Origin of the sequence: Gloeomargarita sp. SKYB120, assembly GCA_025062155.1 — a bacterium.
GTDB lineage: Bacteria > Cyanobacteriota > Cyanobacteriia > Gloeomargaritales > Gloeomargaritaceae > Gloeomargarita.
Map to the genome: position 1 here is coordinate 29,397 of JANXAM010000006.1, position 16,550 is coordinate 45,946.

General features: G+C 58.4%; 16 protein-coding genes and 1 tRNA gene. 14 read left to right on the forward strand and 3 right to left on the reverse strand.

Translation table 11 applies throughout. The annotated features are described in order from the left end of the window. The first annotated feature begins 35 nt into the window (after positions 1-35). From NZ705_03830 to NZ705_03865, 8 genes are all read left to right on the forward strand, one after another. The gene (locus NZ705_03830; GenBank protein ID MCS7292087.1) at positions 36-566 is read left to right on the forward strand and encodes a Ycf51 family protein; all 531 of its coding nucleotides are present in this window, start codon (positions 36-38) and stop codon (positions 564-566) included. Beyond that, positions 567-1,658, forward strand: a complete 1,092-nt coding sequence (locus tag NZ705_03835) for an iron-containing alcohol dehydrogenase (protein MCS7292088.1) — start codon at positions 567-569, stop codon at positions 1,656-1,658. Beyond that, the gene (locus NZ705_03840) at positions 1,628-2,317 is read left to right on the forward strand and encodes a hypothetical protein (protein MCS7292089.1); all 690 of its coding nucleotides are present in this window, start codon (positions 1,628-1,630) and stop codon (positions 2,315-2,317) included. The genes NZ705_03835 and NZ705_03840 overlap by 31 nt, the downstream gene beginning before the upstream one ends. Then, on the forward strand, positions 2,317-3,387 hold the full coding sequence (locus NZ705_03845; GenBank protein ID MCS7292090.1) for a phosphotransacetylase family protein: 1,071 nt from the start codon (positions 2,317-2,319) through the stop codon (positions 3,385-3,387). Before NZ705_03840 ends, NZ705_03845 begins: the two co-directional genes overlap by 1 nt. Further along, entirely contained in the window at positions 3,363-3,587 is a 225-nt protein-coding gene (locus NZ705_03850; protein MCS7292091.1) for a TIGR02450 family Trp-rich protein, read from the forward strand. Before NZ705_03845 ends, NZ705_03850 begins: the two co-directional genes overlap by 25 nt. Positions 3,588-3,805: 218 nt before the next feature. Then, positions 3,806-4,216 (forward strand): hypothetical protein, encoded by a 411-nt coding sequence (locus NZ705_03855; protein MCS7292092.1) that lies wholly within the window; start codon positions 3,806-3,808, stop codon positions 4,214-4,216. Between the two features lie 633 nt (positions 4,217-4,849). After that, a tRNA-Gly gene (locus NZ705_03860) sits at positions 4,850-4,920 on the forward strand. 154 nt (positions 4,921-5,074) lie between these two features. Then, the gene (locus NZ705_03865) at positions 5,075-5,296 is read left to right on the forward strand and encodes a hypothetical protein (protein ID MCS7292093.1); all 222 of its coding nucleotides are present in this window, start codon (positions 5,075-5,077) and stop codon (positions 5,294-5,296) included. Positions 5,297-6,629: 1,333 nt separating this feature from the next. Here NZ705_03865 and NZ705_03870 read toward each other — a convergent pair. Continuing rightward, positions 6,630-7,940 carry a tetratricopeptide repeat protein gene (locus tag NZ705_03870; GenBank protein ID MCS7292094.1) on the reverse strand — a complete coding sequence of 437 codons (1,311 nt, stop codon included), beginning with the start codon at positions 7,938-7,940 and terminating at the stop codon, positions 6,630-6,632. Positions 7,941-8,155: 215 nt separating this feature from the next. Between NZ705_03870 and NZ705_03875 the strand changes: the two genes are divergently transcribed. From NZ705_03875 to NZ705_03885, 3 genes are read left to right on the forward strand one after another with little or no spacing between them, the layout of a single operon-like run. Further along, positions 8,156-8,608: a pentapeptide repeat-containing protein gene (locus NZ705_03875; GenBank protein MCS7292095.1), complete on the forward strand. Its 453-nt coding sequence runs from the start codon at positions 8,156-8,158 to the stop codon at positions 8,606-8,608. Positions 8,609-8,635: 27 nt separating this feature from the next. Further along, positions 8,636-9,562 (forward strand): tetratricopeptide repeat protein, encoded by a 927-nt coding sequence (locus NZ705_03880; GenBank protein MCS7292096.1) that lies wholly within the window; start codon positions 8,636-8,638, stop codon positions 9,560-9,562. Beyond that, positions 9,559-11,334 carry an NFACT family protein gene (locus NZ705_03885; protein ID MCS7292097.1) on the forward strand — a complete coding sequence of 592 codons (1,776 nt, stop codon included), beginning with the start codon at positions 9,559-9,561 and terminating at the stop codon, positions 11,332-11,334. The genes NZ705_03880 and NZ705_03885 overlap by 4 nt, the downstream gene beginning before the upstream one ends. Here the strand turns inward: NZ705_03885 and cbiB are convergent. Next, positions 11,290-12,252, reverse strand: coding sequence for an adenosylcobinamide-phosphate synthase CbiB (gene cbiB / locus NZ705_03890; GenBank protein ID MCS7292098.1), 963 nt, complete (start codon positions 12,250-12,252; stop codon positions 11,290-11,292). The two genes, NZ705_03885 and cbiB, sit on opposite strands and share 45 nt — an antisense overlap. Positions 12,253-12,371: 119 nt before the next feature. On the opposite strand from cbiB, the gene NZ705_03895 reads away from it, so the two are divergent. Then, positions 12,372-13,379: an NAD(P)H-binding protein gene (locus NZ705_03895; GenBank protein ID MCS7292099.1), complete on the forward strand. Its 1,008-nt coding sequence runs from the start codon at positions 12,372-12,374 to the stop codon at positions 13,377-13,379. Between the two features lie 33 nt (positions 13,380-13,412). After that, the gene (locus tag NZ705_03900) at positions 13,413-14,318 is read left to right on the forward strand and encodes an NAD(+) kinase (protein ID MCS7292100.1); all 906 of its coding nucleotides are present in this window, start codon (positions 13,413-13,415) and stop codon (positions 14,316-14,318) included. Here the strand turns inward: NZ705_03900 and purB are convergent. Beyond that, positions 14,315-15,610 (reverse strand): adenylosuccinate lyase, encoded by a 1,296-nt coding sequence (gene purB / locus NZ705_03905; GenBank protein ID MCS7292101.1) that lies wholly within the window; start codon positions 15,608-15,610, stop codon positions 14,315-14,317. The two genes, NZ705_03900 and purB, sit on opposite strands and share 4 nt — an antisense overlap. Before the next feature lie 175 nt (positions 15,611-15,785). Between purB and NZ705_03910 the strand changes: the two genes are divergently transcribed. Next, positions 15,786-16,547, forward strand: coding sequence for a DUF928 domain-containing protein (locus tag NZ705_03910; protein ID MCS7292102.1), 762 nt, complete (start codon positions 15,786-15,788; stop codon positions 16,545-16,547). Positions 16,548-16,550 lie beyond the last annotated feature (3 nt).

The window sequence follows — 16,550 nt, forward strand, 5'->3', positions numbered from 1 at the left end:
TAAGCTACAAAAGGAGTCGCTGCACAAGCCGCTGGATGACCATTCCCACGCCTGCTGAATTTGCCCAAGCGGCGCGCTGGGTCGGGGGATTTACCCTGGTGATGATGGTGTTAACGCTGGTGGCGTTTGCCGCCCGGTGGGGAATTCGCTTCCGGTTGGTAGGGATCACGGCCTTTTCCCTAGTGGTGACGGGGGGATTGTTTGCCCTGGGGTTAACGCCAGTGACCCGTACCGTCTTGCCGGATGCGGTGCGCTATACGACCGTGTATGACAATGGCGGCACCCAAGCGGTGATTGCTGTGCCCCGAGACATCACCCCCACCCAGTTACGGGCCACCTTGCAGCAGGCAGCCAACGATTTGTTTTCCTACGGGCGATTGGCCAAGGGGGAACCGGTGCTGACTATCCGAGCGCGGACGTTACTGCATCCCGAACCCGGCGTCACTGAACCAGTGTATTTGGGCTATGTCCGGCGGTCGTTGCGCCAGCGGGAAGACCCAGCGATGGTGATAGAATTAGATATTCAGGCCCTAGCGCGGGTCAACGCCAACAGTCCTGGTTCGTAGATGGCGGAATTACGAGTGGCTCCCCGGACAGTGGTGCGGGGACGGCGATTAATCCCTGAATACGGCGAACGGTTGCAGGCCCTGGCGCGGCGCTGGTTGCTGGTTGGGGGACCAACAGCGCTATCGTTGGTGTGGCCCCAGCTCCGGGCGGCGGGCGTCGAACCAGTACAGGTGGCGGTTGTCCAGGAATGTACAGAGGCGGTACGCCAGGAAGGGGGGCAAACGGTGGTCACAGCGCGCCTGGAGGGGGTCCTGGCCTGCGGTGGTGGCAAAGCCCTGGATGCAGGGAAGTTGATCGCGCACGACCAGGGGTTGCCGGTGGTCACGATTCCCACTTCTGGGGCAACCTGTGCTGCCTGGACCGCCTTGAGCAATATCTATTCCCCCCAGGGCGCGTTTCAGTACGACGTACCGCTACGGGCTTGTCCAGAACTGTTGCTGCTGGATTACGACCTGGTACAAACGGCGCCGGTGCGCACCCTGGTGGCGGGGATTGGCGATGCCCTGGCCAAGTGGTATGAGGCGTCGGTCAGCGCGGGCCAGTCCACTGAAACACCGGTGGTCATGGCAGTGCAGCAGGCGCGGGTGTTGCGAGACCTGCTGTTGCAGAAGGCGGCAGCGGCCCTCGCGCAACCGGGTTCGGCGGTGTGGGAGCAGGTGGTGGACGCGACCGTGCTGATGGCGGGATTAATTGGGGGTCTCGGTGGCGCACCCTGTCGCACAGTGGCGGCTCATGCCGTTCACAACGGGTTGACCCACTGGCCGGTGACCCACCGTTGGTTGCACGGGGAAAAGGTGGCCTTTGGCATTCTAGTGCAATTGCGCCTGGAGGAAATGCAGGGCCAGCAGTTGGCCGGTGTTGCCCGCACCCAATTACTGACGCTGTATCAACAAATTGGCCTGCCCTGCACCCTGGCGGATTTGGGGTTGGGCAATGCCTCTCCAGCGGAGTTGCAAGCCCTAGCGACCTGTATCTGCCGGCCCGAGAGTGACATTCACCGGCTGCCGTTTCCGGTGACGGCGGCGCAGGTGGTGCAGGCGATGACGACGACCACCCAGGCATGGCCTTCCCCCGTCGTACCTGCGAGCTAATTCCCAAGGCGCTGCTCGATGGGATTTGGGCCTTTCCCCCCAACCGGCAAACGCTGGGAGGAACGAGTTATTTTCTAGCCGGACAGGTACTAGACTTACCTGGCAATGTGCTGGTGGACTGCCCGGACATCGCCTGGCAGGACTGGTGCCAGGCGCAGGGAGGCGTGCAGTATCTGGTACTGACGAACCGGGACGGGGCAGACCAAGTGGACCGCTGGCAACAGGTGTTTGAATGTCCCGTCTATACCCAGCAGCAGGAGGCGTATTTATATCCTGGGGTGTGGGTGCGGCCATTTGACGTAACGGCGGACCTTGCCCCTGGACTGACGCTGGTCTGGACACCTGGCTACAGCCCCGGCAGCAGTTGCCTCTATCTCGACCGCTTGGGGGGTCTTTTGTTTACCGGACGCCATATCCTGCCGAATCCGCAGGGGGATCTGGTTTTGTACCGCACGCGCAAGACGTTCCACTGGCCCAGGCAACAACGCAGCTTGGAGACGCTGAAAGCGTGGTTAGGCGACCGGCCCGTGCGGTATATCTTTCCGGGAGCGCACACAGGTTTTTTGCGCGGGCGGGGCTATGTCACCTTCGGTCCGGGAAGCAATTGGTATGATGAGATCAAGGGGCGTCTGACGACTGGCGTTCCGCAGGTGAGGTAGTGACCCGTCGCTTTCTGTTTGTTGGTTCCACGCAGGCCTACAGTGGCAAGTCCACGGCCATTCTTGGGATTGCCCAGCAGTTACAGGCCCGGCACTGGCGGATTGGTTATGGAAAGCCAGTAGGCCAGAGTCAAGTCACGACCGACCCGGTGGCGTTAGACATGGATGGGCAGTTGGCGGCGCGGGTCTTGCGATTACCCCCTGACTGTCTGGCGCCAACGCTGGTGTTTTTGCAGGATTGGCTGAAATATCCTGAGCGCCTGGCCCAAGCAACTCCCCTGACGTCGGCGCTGGACAGTTATCGCAACTTGACAACCCCCGATGTCATGCTGCTGGAGGCGCCCGCCAATTTCCACGAAGGGTATTGGTTCGGGCTGGAGTTTGCCGGCATGGTGAAGGCCCTGGATGCCGCTGTCGTGCTGGTGGTGCGGGTGGAATCGCTGCTGGTGGTAGACGAATTGCTCATGGCCAAAGCGCAGTTAGGCCGACGGCTCCTAGGGGTGCTGTTGAATGCGGTGCCAACCGACCAGCCGCTGGTGTCAGAGGTCTTGGTGCCGATGCTGGAACAACGGGGGATTCCGGTGCTAGGAATTTTGCCTCGTAGTCGGTTGTTGCGCAGTGTGCGGGTGGGCGAGCTGGCGGAGCAGTTGCAGGCTCAGGTACTCTGCTGCCCAGACCGGCTGGACTTGCTGGTGGAGCACTTGTCCATCGGAGCCATGAGCGTCAATGCCGCTCTAGACTATTTCCGCCAGGGGGTCAACATGGTGGTGGTCACCGGTGCAGGACGCACGGACATTCAAATGGCGGCGCTGGAGGCTGCCACCCAATGCCTGGTGTTGACCGGCCCCAACGACCCGGAACCCATGGTGCTAGCCCGTGCCGAGGAAATGGAGGTGCCCATTTTGCGGGTAGATATGGACACCCTGACGGCGGTAGAAACCATCGAGCGGGCCTTTGAGCGGGTGCGGCTGCAGGAGCCGGTGAAAATTCAGTACGTGCAGCAGATGATTGCCCAGCATCTGAACCTGGAGCGATTGCTGAATTTATGGGACGCAGTCTGTCCAGCGTAAAGGTGGGGTCGGCCTGGACAGCGCAACAGCCCACCTGGGGATGGCGGCACTTTCAGGTGAAAAATCGCAAGCGCCAGGGGCGTTTTATCTTTGTGGAGCTGGCGGCGGTGTGCGATCCCCGGGTGCGCTTTTGGGTGAATGCCCGGCAATTGGGCGACCGGAACTTATGGCAACCGGGGTGGCAATCGTTACTCGAATGAGCGTTTGCAGTTTGGCGATGACTTTCGTGTAGCTAGGCCGACGAAGGTTAACATAGTTGACATATATGACAGACAACATTGGCAATCCTATCTCTAAGGGGTAGTCCTGTTATTGTAATGGTTAAAATAGGTGTAGTCGGATTTGGGTGAAACCATGAGTACAGTTACTTGCCCCCGTTGCCGGTCTCAAAAGATTGTGAAGTACGGTCGTATCCATAATGGAAAACAGCCATCGGCAATTTACACCTGAAGCTAGGAAGAAATACATTTCTCAAGCCCAAAGGCAACTGGTCGATAAAATGTTGTTAGAGCGACTCTCAATTGCCGCCATCTCACGGGTGACTGGCATCTCACAATCTTGGCTGTATAAATATGTAAAGCCAAAGGCAATTTATACGTCAGAAATGATGGATATTCAGCTCGGCGACGATGAAGAGATAGAGCTGGAATGCGACGAGATAGGGTTGTTTTGCGGCTCGAAAAAGTATCTCCAATGGCTCTGGCTAGTTTTAGAGAGAAAGACACGGATGATTGTCGCGGCCTGTGTAGAATATGGGAGAGAGTGCCAATTATTTGACAAAAACAGGCAAAATCTTATACTGATTGCTGGTCGGTTTATCGGAAGGTAATTCCGCAATCTCAACACGTCGCCAGTGCCAAGGGGAGTGGTAGGACGTCCTTGATTGAGTGCTTCAACAACACGCTTTGACAGTGAATTAGTCGCTTAACTGGGAGAACTCTGTCCTTAATATCCAACTTCATTCACCACTATAATGCATCATTACTTACATAGCACTACCCACAATGTCTCAATCTTATTTGAAACAGTTATGTATGGCTAAGCACAGAATGCTTGACACAGGCAGCAACCAGAACCCTAGATGTTTCCACGTTACTTGCTCCCCAAGGACGATAACCTAAATGTTTTCTGCTATAAAAGCGCCCATTTGACAATGACAAAAGACTCCTAGTAGGCCCATGCCACCGGCGCCGCCGATAATCCTGCAACGTCCGCATCAGACGCAAACCTGGCTGTATCCCAACAACTCCCAGGAGCAGCCACAGTAGAATTTGCAAATACAAAGGCGGTACATCAATACCATCGAGATTCGGCAGTTGTTTACCCAGTTGTTGCAGTGTCCATTCCCACCACTCCTGGAATTGTTGTTGCCACAACTGAATTTGCCAAGTCCAATTGGTCTGCTGATGAGACACCTGCATGGTGCCAAATCGAGCCATATTGACTATACTAGAGTCTCAGTGCGGGCATAGTTTAGTGGTAAAACCACAGTCTTCCAAACTGTTGTCGCGGGTTCGATTCCCGCTGCCCGCTTCCCCCAATAAAGACGCTAAAAGCCGCATCAGTCGCCACTCCAGCCGAAAGTCCCGTTAGTACACCAGCAGAAGTAGGGATTAGTACGGCACTGTAGCTGAAACTAGAAATTTGGGCCTAAGATGGGACTAAGGCTTAGGCCCGATGCCAGGGGATGAGCAACCAAAAGCACCCAAGTCAAAAAGCCTACAAAGGGGCTGACAAGCTTGGTGTCCACTGGAGCTGGCTTAGGGACAGGCGACGCAAAGGGGACTTCATTAAAGGCATCCAGGGCTACTGTTACAACGCAGAGCTGTGCGCCCATTGGATTGACGTGGGCGGCGATCCCGTGCTGCACCAGAAGGCGATTGATGAATACTCGGCCACTACTGGCTAAGTCGCCGCGCCAGGGGCGTTGCGCCGGCCGCCTAATGAGAAACATGCCCCCCGCCAGCATCCTAAGGGGGCAAACTTACTAAGGAATCAAAAACAACCGACAAGTTACACCCGTCTGGCCCCCACCATCCCTGTCCAGTGTGTGGCCGTGTGAAAGACGGGGATTGCTGCACCACAGATGGTACCCTACTGTTGTGCCATACTTACCGAGATTTACGGGTTGGGATACCATCCAGGGCCACAACGGGCAATTGTGGAAGTGTGTCGGCATCACGGAAACGGGTGCGGGGTGGGGCCAGTTTATCCCACAACCCGAACCTTGGGTGAAACCCTACCGCCCGGTTGGGGAGACGTACTATAGCTAAGTACAGAATGTTTGACATGGGTGACGGCTGAAATCCCTGAGCTGCCAGCCCTAATTCCTGTCTGTCCGCGACAAACTGACTGTTTTTAGCTACAGCTAAGCTGACAAAGTTTGACATACAAGACAGACAGCTTCATCCACGAGAGAACGTAGGTTCCGTTTGGTTAAACTCCACGCATGGTTGACCCACCGTTTTATCAATCGGATTCAAATCAGGTGAATATCTTGGTAACTAAACCAAGCGACACCCAGCCGCTTCCACGACCTGTCTCACCGCCGCATGGCTTTCCCAGGACTTATCCTGGTAAAAGATAATAGCCTATCCAAGTAAATGGTTCCATCACATGCCCTGATAGGTAAGCCGCCATCATGCTAATTCGTTTTTCGGCGCCCAACTATATTCATCAATATCCCGGTAATCCACGCCAGATTGGTCCATATAGACCACCCGCTCTGGCGGTATTCACCATAAGCCCGTCGCTCTTAGAAATACGTTTTTTTGTGGGTATAGCGTATAGCCTATCTTTTTCAGGGCCTTCCAAATCGTGGCACGGCTGACACCGAAGTGAGCGGCCATCTCCCGCTGAGTCAGGCCGGGGTTGGCATCCACAAACTGCTGAAATTCTTCTAAGTCTTTCAGCTTATGACGATGGCCTTTTTGATAGCCTTCCTTGGGGTGAATGTCTCCCGTTTCTGACCCTCGTCTGAGCTAGCGTTGTACCGTTCGATAAGCTGACGTTTAGGAACTGACTGACTTCCATGATGGTTTCTACCGCCTTATTGTCTGGGCATTTTCTCACTCCCTAGCAACACGTTCATCATATGACAAACTTAAAAAGCTTGGCTATAGCATTTTGAACGGGAGAATGACATTGATAGGCTCCCGACTGCCAGCACTCTTTCGCTCTAGCTGGTGTAGGGAATTTGTTCCGCCTCTCTTGCTTATCCTAAAATCCCTGTTATCTCCAAGTCACTTCATAGAAGTGCCCTCGGGTTTGGCGGCTACTTTTTGGATTAGCTCCATGATCTGTTGATACATCGCCTGGTCGCCCCGATGCTCAAACAAGGACGCTGCCTTGCGAAAGTCCGCCAGCGCTTCCCGCTTGTTCCCGAGCCGTAGTCGCGCTAGGCCGCGGTTGAGGTAGGCATCGGCAAAATTGGGGTCGAGACGCAGGGTGCGGTTGTAGTCCTCGATTTCGCCTAGCACGTCGCCCAGGTCAAACCGCGCTGTCGCCCGGTTGTAATAGGCCACCGCGTAATCGGGGTTGATGCGAATCGCTTCGGTGTAGTCCTCAATGGCTCCAGCCACATCCCCTAGGTCAAACCGGGCGTTCCCCCGCTTGCTATAAACCTCTGCGAGGTTGGGGTCCAGTTCCAAGGCTTTGGTGTAGTCAGCAATCGCCTCTTGCAACCGGTTCAAGCTGTGGTAAGCGAACCCACGATTGCTGTAGCCCCGCGCGTCGTCAGGATTGAGTTGAATGGCCTTGGTGTAATCCGCCAGCGCACCCTCCTTGTCGCCTATCATAAACCGCGCAATCCCTCGGTTGTAATAGGCTTCGGCAAAATCAGGGTTAAAGCGAATCGCCTCCGTATAGTCCTCAATTTCCCGCTGCACCTGGCCCAGTTCCCCATAGGCCACCCCCCGGTTGTAGTAGGCTTCCGCCAGCGTGGGGTTTAAGCGGATAGCCTCGTTGTAATCCCGCAGCGCCTCCTGGATTTGCCCGAGTTCAAAGTAGGCGCTCCCCCGCTTGTTGTAAGCTTCGGCAAATTCCGGGTTGTACTGCAACGCCTGGTTCAAGTCCGCCAGCGCTGCGGCATATTGTTCTAAACCCAGGTAGGCCACCCCCCGGTTGTAGTAGGACTTGGCATCTTCGGGTTGCAACGCCAAGGCCGCTGTGTAGTCGGCAATCGCCTGGGTGTAGTTCTTCAGCATCAGGTGGGCAAATCCCCGATTGCCGTGGGCCTTGGGGTCGTGGGGGCGCAGTTGAATCGCCTGGGTGTAATCGGCAATCGCCCCTTCGTAATCCCCCACCATGAAGCGGGCAATTCCTCGGTTGTAATAGGCCTCGCCGAAGCGGGGGTCAATTTGTAGAGCGCTGGTGTAGTCCTGAATCGCCCGTTCGTAATCCCCCAGCATAAAATGGGCATACCCCCGGTTGTTAAACGCCTTGGCATCTCCCGGATTGACTTGCAACGCCTGGGTATAGTCTAAAATCGCTCCCTGGTAATCCCCGCGTCGCGCCTTATCAAAAGCCCGGATGAAGAAATTTTCGACAATCATCGTGGGCAGCCCGGTAAACGATAAGCCCTCGGCGAACCATCAGGGAAGTCGTTTTGACGACAATAGGGGAACCAGTCTGGTTCATTTCCATCTTAAATCTCTGGTTTCCCCGGAATGGAACTTTTTCCCTCACTCGCCGTCCACTAGGTTAGTGAAATCATCGAGATAACGAGATTGAGCTATCAAGAAACCAGTCAGTAAGAGGTGGTGATTCTATGCGTATCCGACTGCCGCTTCTCACCCTTGGGTTACTAGCTCTGTTCGTGTTGCCGGCCCATGGCGCTGAACCGGAGCACGTGCGCCAACTGCTGCGCACCAACAAATGCACCGACTGCGACCTGCGGGAAGCCGACCTGCAGCGGATGGAACTGCGCAACGCCGACTTGGCCGGTTCTGACCTGCGCCGCGCCAACTTGCAGGAGGCCGATTTGAGCGGGGCTAACCTGCGCAACACTGACCTGCGGGGCGCTAATTTCCGCAACGCCAACCTGCGTTACGCCGACCTGCGGGGCGCGGACATCCGAGGCGCGGATTTTACTGGCGCAAATCTGACGGGCACTGAGCTGGAAGACAGTATTCGATTCCGGGGATTTATTGACATTCCCGGGCGGGCGATGCTCCGGCAAATGCCGCCCCCAGTGCAACGGCGGCGTTTCCAGCCCTACTAAGCTTAGGCTTGCGACGAACCCCCACCTGTGCGAACATGGACACAGGCCATGCGGGGTTCGACCATGGAACTGCGCGAGCAAATCGGCCAGTACATTGCTGAAGGAGTGCAGCAAGCGCTGCAGGGAGAAGGCGCAACCGCTCTGGCCGCTTTACGCCAGGCCCTCGCCCTGCAACCTCACCAAGCAGAAACCCATCTGTTGCAGGCGCTGATTTACACGCAGCAGGAAAAATTCCCGGAAGCCCTGGCCGCCTGTCAACGGGCGCTGTACCTGGATGAGCACTTGACGGAGGCGCTGGTCTTGCGAGGTTATCTCTACTGCCGAGGCAAAAAAGCAGCGGCGGCGCTAGCGGATTTAGACCGGGTACAAGCGCTCCGTCCTCGTTGGTGGCCGGTTTACGTCATCCGGGCCTGGGTGCATAGTCGTTTGGAGCGCTGGCAAGACGCGGAACGGGATTTGCAACAGGCCCTGAAGCTGGAGCCGGCAAGCGGGGAAATCTGTTACAATTTGGGACTAGTGTATCAGGCGCTGGGACGGAAGGACGCGGCTTTAGAGTATTGGGGCAGAGCGCTGTTGTTGCAGCCAGACTTGACCGAAGCCCACGCCCAAAGGGCAGCGGTTTACGGGGAGATGAAAGACTACGCTCGCAGCCTGGCAGAGTATGACGAGTGGTTACGCAGCCAGCCGGAGGAACCCCGCGCCTACTATGGACGTGGTCGTGTGCGAGCTGCTAGCGGAGACCGATGGGGGGCGATTGAGGATTTCAGTCGCGTGTTGGCTCTGAACCCCAACTACGGAGAAGCTTGGTTGCAACGGGGCTTGGCCTATTCGGTGCTGGGACAAACGGAGGCCGCGTTGGCCGATGCCCGCCAGGCCGCCCAAATTTTTCATCAACAGGGGAACACCACCGCCTACCATCGCGCCCGGGGGTTGGTGGCCTACTTGCAAAAATGACCTTACAGCCTTGCGATTTGACCACCCTGGTGGCTGTCTGCCAGGAGTTGTACCGGGATTGGCTACCGGCTCGCCTGGAACGCGTGATTCAAACTGATAAACACCATCTGTACCTGGGATTGCGCACCCTGGAGCGGCGGGGGTGGTGGTTGCTCTCGTGGCATCCCCAGGCGGCGCGGTTGCACCGGAGCGATGGTCCCCCTGACCTCCCCGATACGTTCACCTTCAGCCAGCAGCTCTGGCATCAACTGGGACAGTTGGCCTTGACGGACCTGCGGTTGCTAGACCCCTGGGAGCGGGTGGTGGTCTTGTCCTTTGCGCCGCGCCCGGGTGAGTCTCCCCACTGGCACTTGTACCTGGAGGTCATGGGCCGCTATAGCAATGCCATTCTTACGCAGGCTGATGGCACAATCGTCACCTGCGCCCACCAGGTCAGCGCCCAGGAATCGCGTGTCCGACCTCTGCAAACCGGCGACCGCTACCAGCCGCCGCCGGCCCTGACCCAGACGATTCCCCGCCTGGAGGAACCCTTCGCCCAATGGCACCAACGGTTAACCGTTCTCCCGCTGCCGTTGCGCCGCGCGCTGTTGGCGAGCTACCGGGGGCTGAGCGGGAAATTAGTGCGGGAAATGGCGGCCCAACTAGCCCTTGACCCGGAAACCCCTGTCACGCACCTGACACCCGCCCAGTGGCAGCACCTGTGGGAACTCTGGCAAAGCTGGCTGCGGGCGTTACAGGCTGGTCAATTCACGCCCGGCTTCACCGACCAGGGCTACACCGTTCTCGGTTGGGGTATCACGCAACCGGTTCCCAACGTCAGCCACCTGTTGCAACAGTATTACCACCATCATTTGACACTCCAGGCGCTCCAACATCAACGCCAACATCTCCAGCAAAAACTGCACCAGCAGCAGCAAAAACTCCGGCAAAAACTCCACGTGTTTCAGGAGAAATTACGGGACATGGCTCAGGCGGAAACCTACCGCCAGCAGGCCGACTTACTCATGGCTCACTTGCATCTCTGGGCACCAGGGATGACCGAAATCCACGTGCCGGATTTCGCTGCCGATAGGATGGTCACCCTAACCATTCCCCCGGATCAAACTGCCCTGCAGGCTGCCCAGGCCCTGTACAAGCGCTATCAAAAACTGAAGCGGGCTGGGGCTGCCGTTGTGCCTCTCCTGGCGGACGTTCAAACTCAATTGGCGTACCTGGAACAAATCGCAACCCAGGTGGAGCAACTGGAAGCTGTGGCAACCGAAGACGCCCTGGCGCTCCTGGCCGAAATTTACCAGGAATTGGCGCAGCAGGGCTATGACTGGCAGCCAGCCACCTACCGGCCACGCCCGCGACCAACGGCTGTTCCCTTCTTAACCTTCACCAGCCCCGGCGGACATCCCATCTACGTCGGGCGCAACAATCGCCAAAACGAAGCCCTGACCTTTAGCTACGCCGGCGACTACGACTGGTGGTTCCACGCCCAGGAAATTCCGGGGAGTCATGTGCTGTTGCGACTGCCCGCCGGTGTGCCCCTGGAGGATGCCGATGTGCAAGCCGCCGCCAATATTGCCGCCTACTACAGCCGCAGCCGCCGGAGCCAGCAGGTGCCCGTGATTTACACCCGCGCCCGTTACGTCCAACGGCTCAAGGGTTATCCCCCCGGCACGGTCCACTACCGGCACGAACAGGTGGTCTGGGGGTATCCCGACCAAGCGCCCATCGCCCAATCAACGTGGCAACATCCCCAGCAGCCCCAGCGCCAGCCACGTTAGAAAACACCAGCGGTTTAAGGTGAGAGCTTGGTGAACGACTGCGGGTGTGATGGGACGGCCAGGGTCGCCCAGTTTGGGTTTGACCTTGACCACACCCCGGTACACATTCACCCCGCCCATTTGAACGCCAAGGGCCGCTGCATAGCAGCATTCGCTCCAACCGGCATTGGGACTTGGGTCGTAGGGAGCATCCCGGCAGCAAACGCGCCAGACGTAGCGGGGTCGGCCCGACAGTAGGGCGATGGTGACCACCACCAACCGGCAGGGCAACCAGGTCAGACCATCCTCGAGCCGGGCGCTGGCCCACCCTAGGTGCGTGTAGGGCGGGCTGCGATACCCCACCATCGAGTCCAACGTGCTGACTGCCTTGTAGGCCAAGGCCCACACCGCCGGTGAGGGACCCACCGCCGCTCCAACCAAGGCGTAAAACAAGGGAGCCATCACCCCATCCGTGGCGTTTTCGGTCACCGTCTCCAGCACCGCCCGCAGGATTTCCGCTTCAGGCAATTGGGCCGTATCGCGTCCCACGTACTGGCTGAGAGCTTGCCGCGCCTGGGCCAAATCTCCTGCCTGGAGTGGTTCTAACACTTCCAGTGCCGCCCGCCGTAAACTGCGTCCTGCCAGCGCGCTCGCTACCCAGACCGTTTCCAGCACCACCGCTAGGACTGAAGAGACCCGGCGGGCGATGAGTAAACACCCTAGCGTCGCCCCGACCGTCAATCCCACCGTTAGCACCACCAGCCCGACCCCGGCGAGCTTTTCCCTCGATGGCGGCCACTGGCGCGCCCATACCCACTGGCTGTAGCGTTCGATACCCCAGCCCATCACCTGCACCGGATGAAGCCACTGGGGCGGGTCGCCAATGAGATAGTCCAGCAGCGCTGCGCCTGCCATCACTAGCAGGGACGGTCGCGCCATCCACCCAGCCCAATCCATACCCCCACCCTAAGCCACAACGGAAAACGAATCAACGGTGGCGGGGCGGCTTTTCTGATAAACTCTTAATGAAATGTAAAAAACTCTTTTATCACAGGCGCATGAAGATTTTGGTGGTTGGGGCGACGGGGACGTTGGGGCGGCAGGTCGTGCGGCGGGCATTGCAGGAGGGACATACGGTGCGCTGTTTAGTGCGCAGTTTGGCAAAGGCGACCTTCTTGCGGGAATGGGGCGCTGAACTGGTGCCCGGCAATCTCTGGTGGCCTGAAACCCTGGAACCGGCCTTGGCGGGGATGGAGGTCGTCATTGACGCGGCGACGGCGCGACCCACCGACGCCATCGGCATTCGGGAAGTGGACTGGCAGGGCAAGGTAAGTCTGATCCAAGCAATGGTGCGCGCGGGCGTCCGACGGCTGCTCTTTTTTTCCATCTTGGGCTGCGAGCGCTATCCCCAAATTCCCCTGATGAGCGTCAAAGCGGCGACCGAGGCCTTCCTAGCTGAGTCCGGTTTAGATTACACCATCTTGGCCCCGGCGGGGTTTTACCAGGGGTTAATCGGCCAGTTTGCCATTCCCATCCTGGAGGAGCAAGCCGTGTGGCTAACGGGGACTTCCACAGCGGTAGCCTACATGGATGCCCAGGATGTTGCCCGGTTAGCGCTGCGGTGCTTGGACGTCCCGACGACGATTGGGCAAAAACTCCCGGTGGTTGGCCCCCGCGCCTGGACTTCGGAGGACATCATTGCCCTGTGCGAGCGCCTGAGCGGGAAAACGGCCAAAGTGCTGCGGGTGCCCCTAAGCGTGTTGACCACCACGCGCCAGATTTTGCGGGCATTTCAGTGGACCTGGAACATTGCCGACCGCCTGGCCTTTGCCGCCCTGTTGGCCCGAGGGGAAGCCTTGGACGCGGACATGACACCCGTCTATCAACTATTGGGTCTTTCACCAGCAGAAACCACTCCCCTGGAGAAGTATTTGGCCGAGTACTTCGCCCGAATTTTGCAGAAGTTAAAAGAGCGCAACTACGAACTGGACCGGCAAAAGCGGCAGGAGCAGGAGAAACGCCAGCGTCGCCGTCCCTTCAAGGCTTCGGCCAAAACCGGCAGTTGACCTATAATCGCAGATTACAGGCAAGGGGCAGGCGTGGGCAAAATCGGCATTATCTACAACGACGGCAAACCGGAGGCCGCACAATTCGCCCAGGAACTGCAGGAGTGGCTCCAGCAACGGGGGCGACAGGTGTGCGTGGCTACGGGCGTTGGCGGACTGCTAGGTTACGCCCAGCCGGGGAGTCCCGTGTGCCATACGCCTGTGGAATGGCTGGTGCCGCCGGGCTTCGACCGGGATGTGGAATTGACGATTGTGCTCGGAGGCGACGGCACTGTGCTGGCTGCCAGCCGCCAATGCGCGCCCTTGGGGATTCCCCTGTTAACCGTCAACACCGGACACCTAGGGTTTTTGACCGAGATTTACGTGGAGTCGTTGCCGAGCGTCCTGGAGACCGTCTTGAGCGGCGATTACCAGGTCGAAGAGCGCATCACGTTGTTGGTGCAGGTGTGGGAAGGGGATACCCGCATCTGGGAAGCCCTGGCCCTGAATGAGGTGGTGCTGCACCGGGAACCCCTGGCGAAACTCTGTCACTTTGAGGTGCAGGTGGGATGTCATGCAGTGGTGGACATTCCGGCAGACGGTGTAATCGTCTCAACCCCGACCGGTTCGACAGCCTACGCCCTGTCGGCGGGGGGACCCGTCCTAGCGCCCGGTGTGGCGGCGTTGTTGTTGATTCCTATCTGTCCCCATTCCCTGGCATCGCGAGCGCTGGTGTTTAACGACCGGGAGACGGTCCACATCTGGGCTGCCAACGCATCCCGCCTGGTGCTAGTGGCCGATGGCAACGCTGGGTGTTACGTCCAGCCGGGGTATCATGTGACCATCCAGCGGTCTCCGTACATGGCCCGGTTTGTGCGGCTGCGTCCCCCTGAGTTTTTCCATGTCTTACGGCAGAAGCTGGGTTGGGGGTTGCCCCACCAAGCCAAACCCAAAGGCTAGATGTTCAAGCGTTGGTAGATGGTCTCTAGGTGCTGGAGATGGGCGGTGGGGTCAAAACAGGCGGCGATTTCCTGGGGTGACAAGTACTGCTTCACCGTTTCGTCTTGCTCTACCAGTGCCCGAAAGTTTCCGTCTTCTCGGTTCCAGGCGTGGTGAGCCAGGCGTTGTACCAGAGCGTAAGCTTCTTCGCGGGTCATGCCTTTGTCCACCAAAGCCAGCATCACGGGCTGACTGAAAATGACACCCCCAAAGCGGTAGAGATTCCGGCGCATGTTATCCGGATACACCTGCAAGGTTTGCACGAGGTCTGTCAACTCCACCAACATAAAGTGCAGGACAATGCTGGCGTCGGCCAGGGCTACCCGTTCCACCGCGCTGTGGGAAATGTCCCGCTCATGCCAGAGAGCGACGTTTTCCAAGCCAGCGGTGGCATAGCCCCGCAATAAGCGCGCCAGACCCGTCAACCGCTCCGAGCGCACGGGATTCCGTTTGTGGGGCATTGCAGACGACCCCTTCTGTCCCGGTGCGAAGTATTCCTCAACTTCCAGGACTTCCGTGCGCTGCAAGTGGCGGATTTCCACGGCAAACCGTTCAATTGAAGCCCCTACCAGGGCCAAGACCTGCAGGTATTCCGCATGGCGGTCGCGGCTGATGACCTGGGTGGCAGCGGTATCGGGCGTCAACCCCAAGCGCTGGCAGGCCAGGACCTCCACTTGCGGGTCAAGGTGGGCATAGGTGCCGACTGCTCCCGAAATTTTCCCGACGGCCACCTGGCTGCGCAGGCGCGTCAGGCGTTCCCGGTGCCGCAGCAGTTCCGCCAGCCACCCTGCCAACTTAAACCCAAAGGTAATCGGTTCGGCATGAATCCCGTGGGAGCGGCCCACCATGACTGTGTAGCGATGGTGTTGCGCCTGGGTGCGCACCGCTTGGATGAGTTGTTCTAGTTGGGTTAGCAGCACTTCCAAACTAGCCACCAATTGCAGCGCCAGGCCCGTGTCCAGCACGTCGGAACTGGTCAACCCTAGATGCACGTACCGCCCTGCGTCCCCCAAGTATTCGTTGAGATTGGTCAGAAACGCGATGACATCGTGGCGCACCGTTTGTTCGATTTCGCGGATGCGGGCCGGGTCGAACCGGGCGTGAGCGCGGATATGGTCCATGACCTCGGGGGGAATTCGTCCCAGGGTTGTCTGGGCTTCACACACGGCCAACTCCACCTGCAACCAGGTGTGGAACTTGTATTCATCCGTCCAGAGCTGGCCCATTGCCGGCAACGTGTAGCGTTCAATCACAGGGAGACATCTCGAGACAGCAGTTCTATCCTAAGCGTCCGGTGCGTGGGATCACAGCTGGACGCCTGCGGCGGTCACCCAAGCTGCTCTGGCGCTCAACTACCCTAGGATGTAGGCCGGAACATTTCTTCCAGCTTTTCCTTCGTACCGTATGTCCCAGAGGAGTCTTGTCATCATGGCTCGCTTCCGTTCCTTGTTCCTGGCGACTACCTGTGCTCTTACCCTGACCGCTACGCCGGTGCTGGCCAATCCTTTACAAGACTGGGTCGGACGACTGTTGGAGTGGAGCCGGCGGCGTCCTACGGCATCCCCCACGGTGACCGTCACCGGATTTGTGCCACCAGCGGCGGGATTACCTGGCAATCGGGAAGGCGGAGCGACGCGCGGGGCCGTTTGTCCTGTGAGCAGTAAACCCCTGACGGCTCTGATCCCAACCAGGCATCTAGGGCTCACGGCGGCGGCACGTCCCAGTTTCTTCTTCTACTTGCCCCCGGTCGAAGGTCGCACCGTGGAGTTTGTCCTGATGGATAGTCGTGGCGCTGAAGTTTTCACCTACACCGGTCGCGCCCAGCAAAGCGGGATTGTGCGCTTGGATTTACCGGAGAATGCCCCAGCGTTGCAGGTGGGTGAACTTTACCAGTGGTATTTCTCGGTGGTCTGTGACCCGCAGGACCGGACTGCTGACTTGTATGTGCGGGGGTCGGTGCAGCGGGTAGCCCTACCGGCGTCCTTCCAACAGCAACTCCAGCGTGTGCCCCGCAATGAGCATCCCTACATTTATGCCAGCGCCGGTTTGTGGCACGAAACCCTGGCGGCCCTGCTGGACCTGCGCCAATCCCAACCCCAAAACGGTCAACTGATGGCGGATTGGCAATCGTTGCTCCAGATCGAGGGGTTAGGGAAGGTCGCTCAGGAACCCCTAGCCGGCAAGCTGTAATTC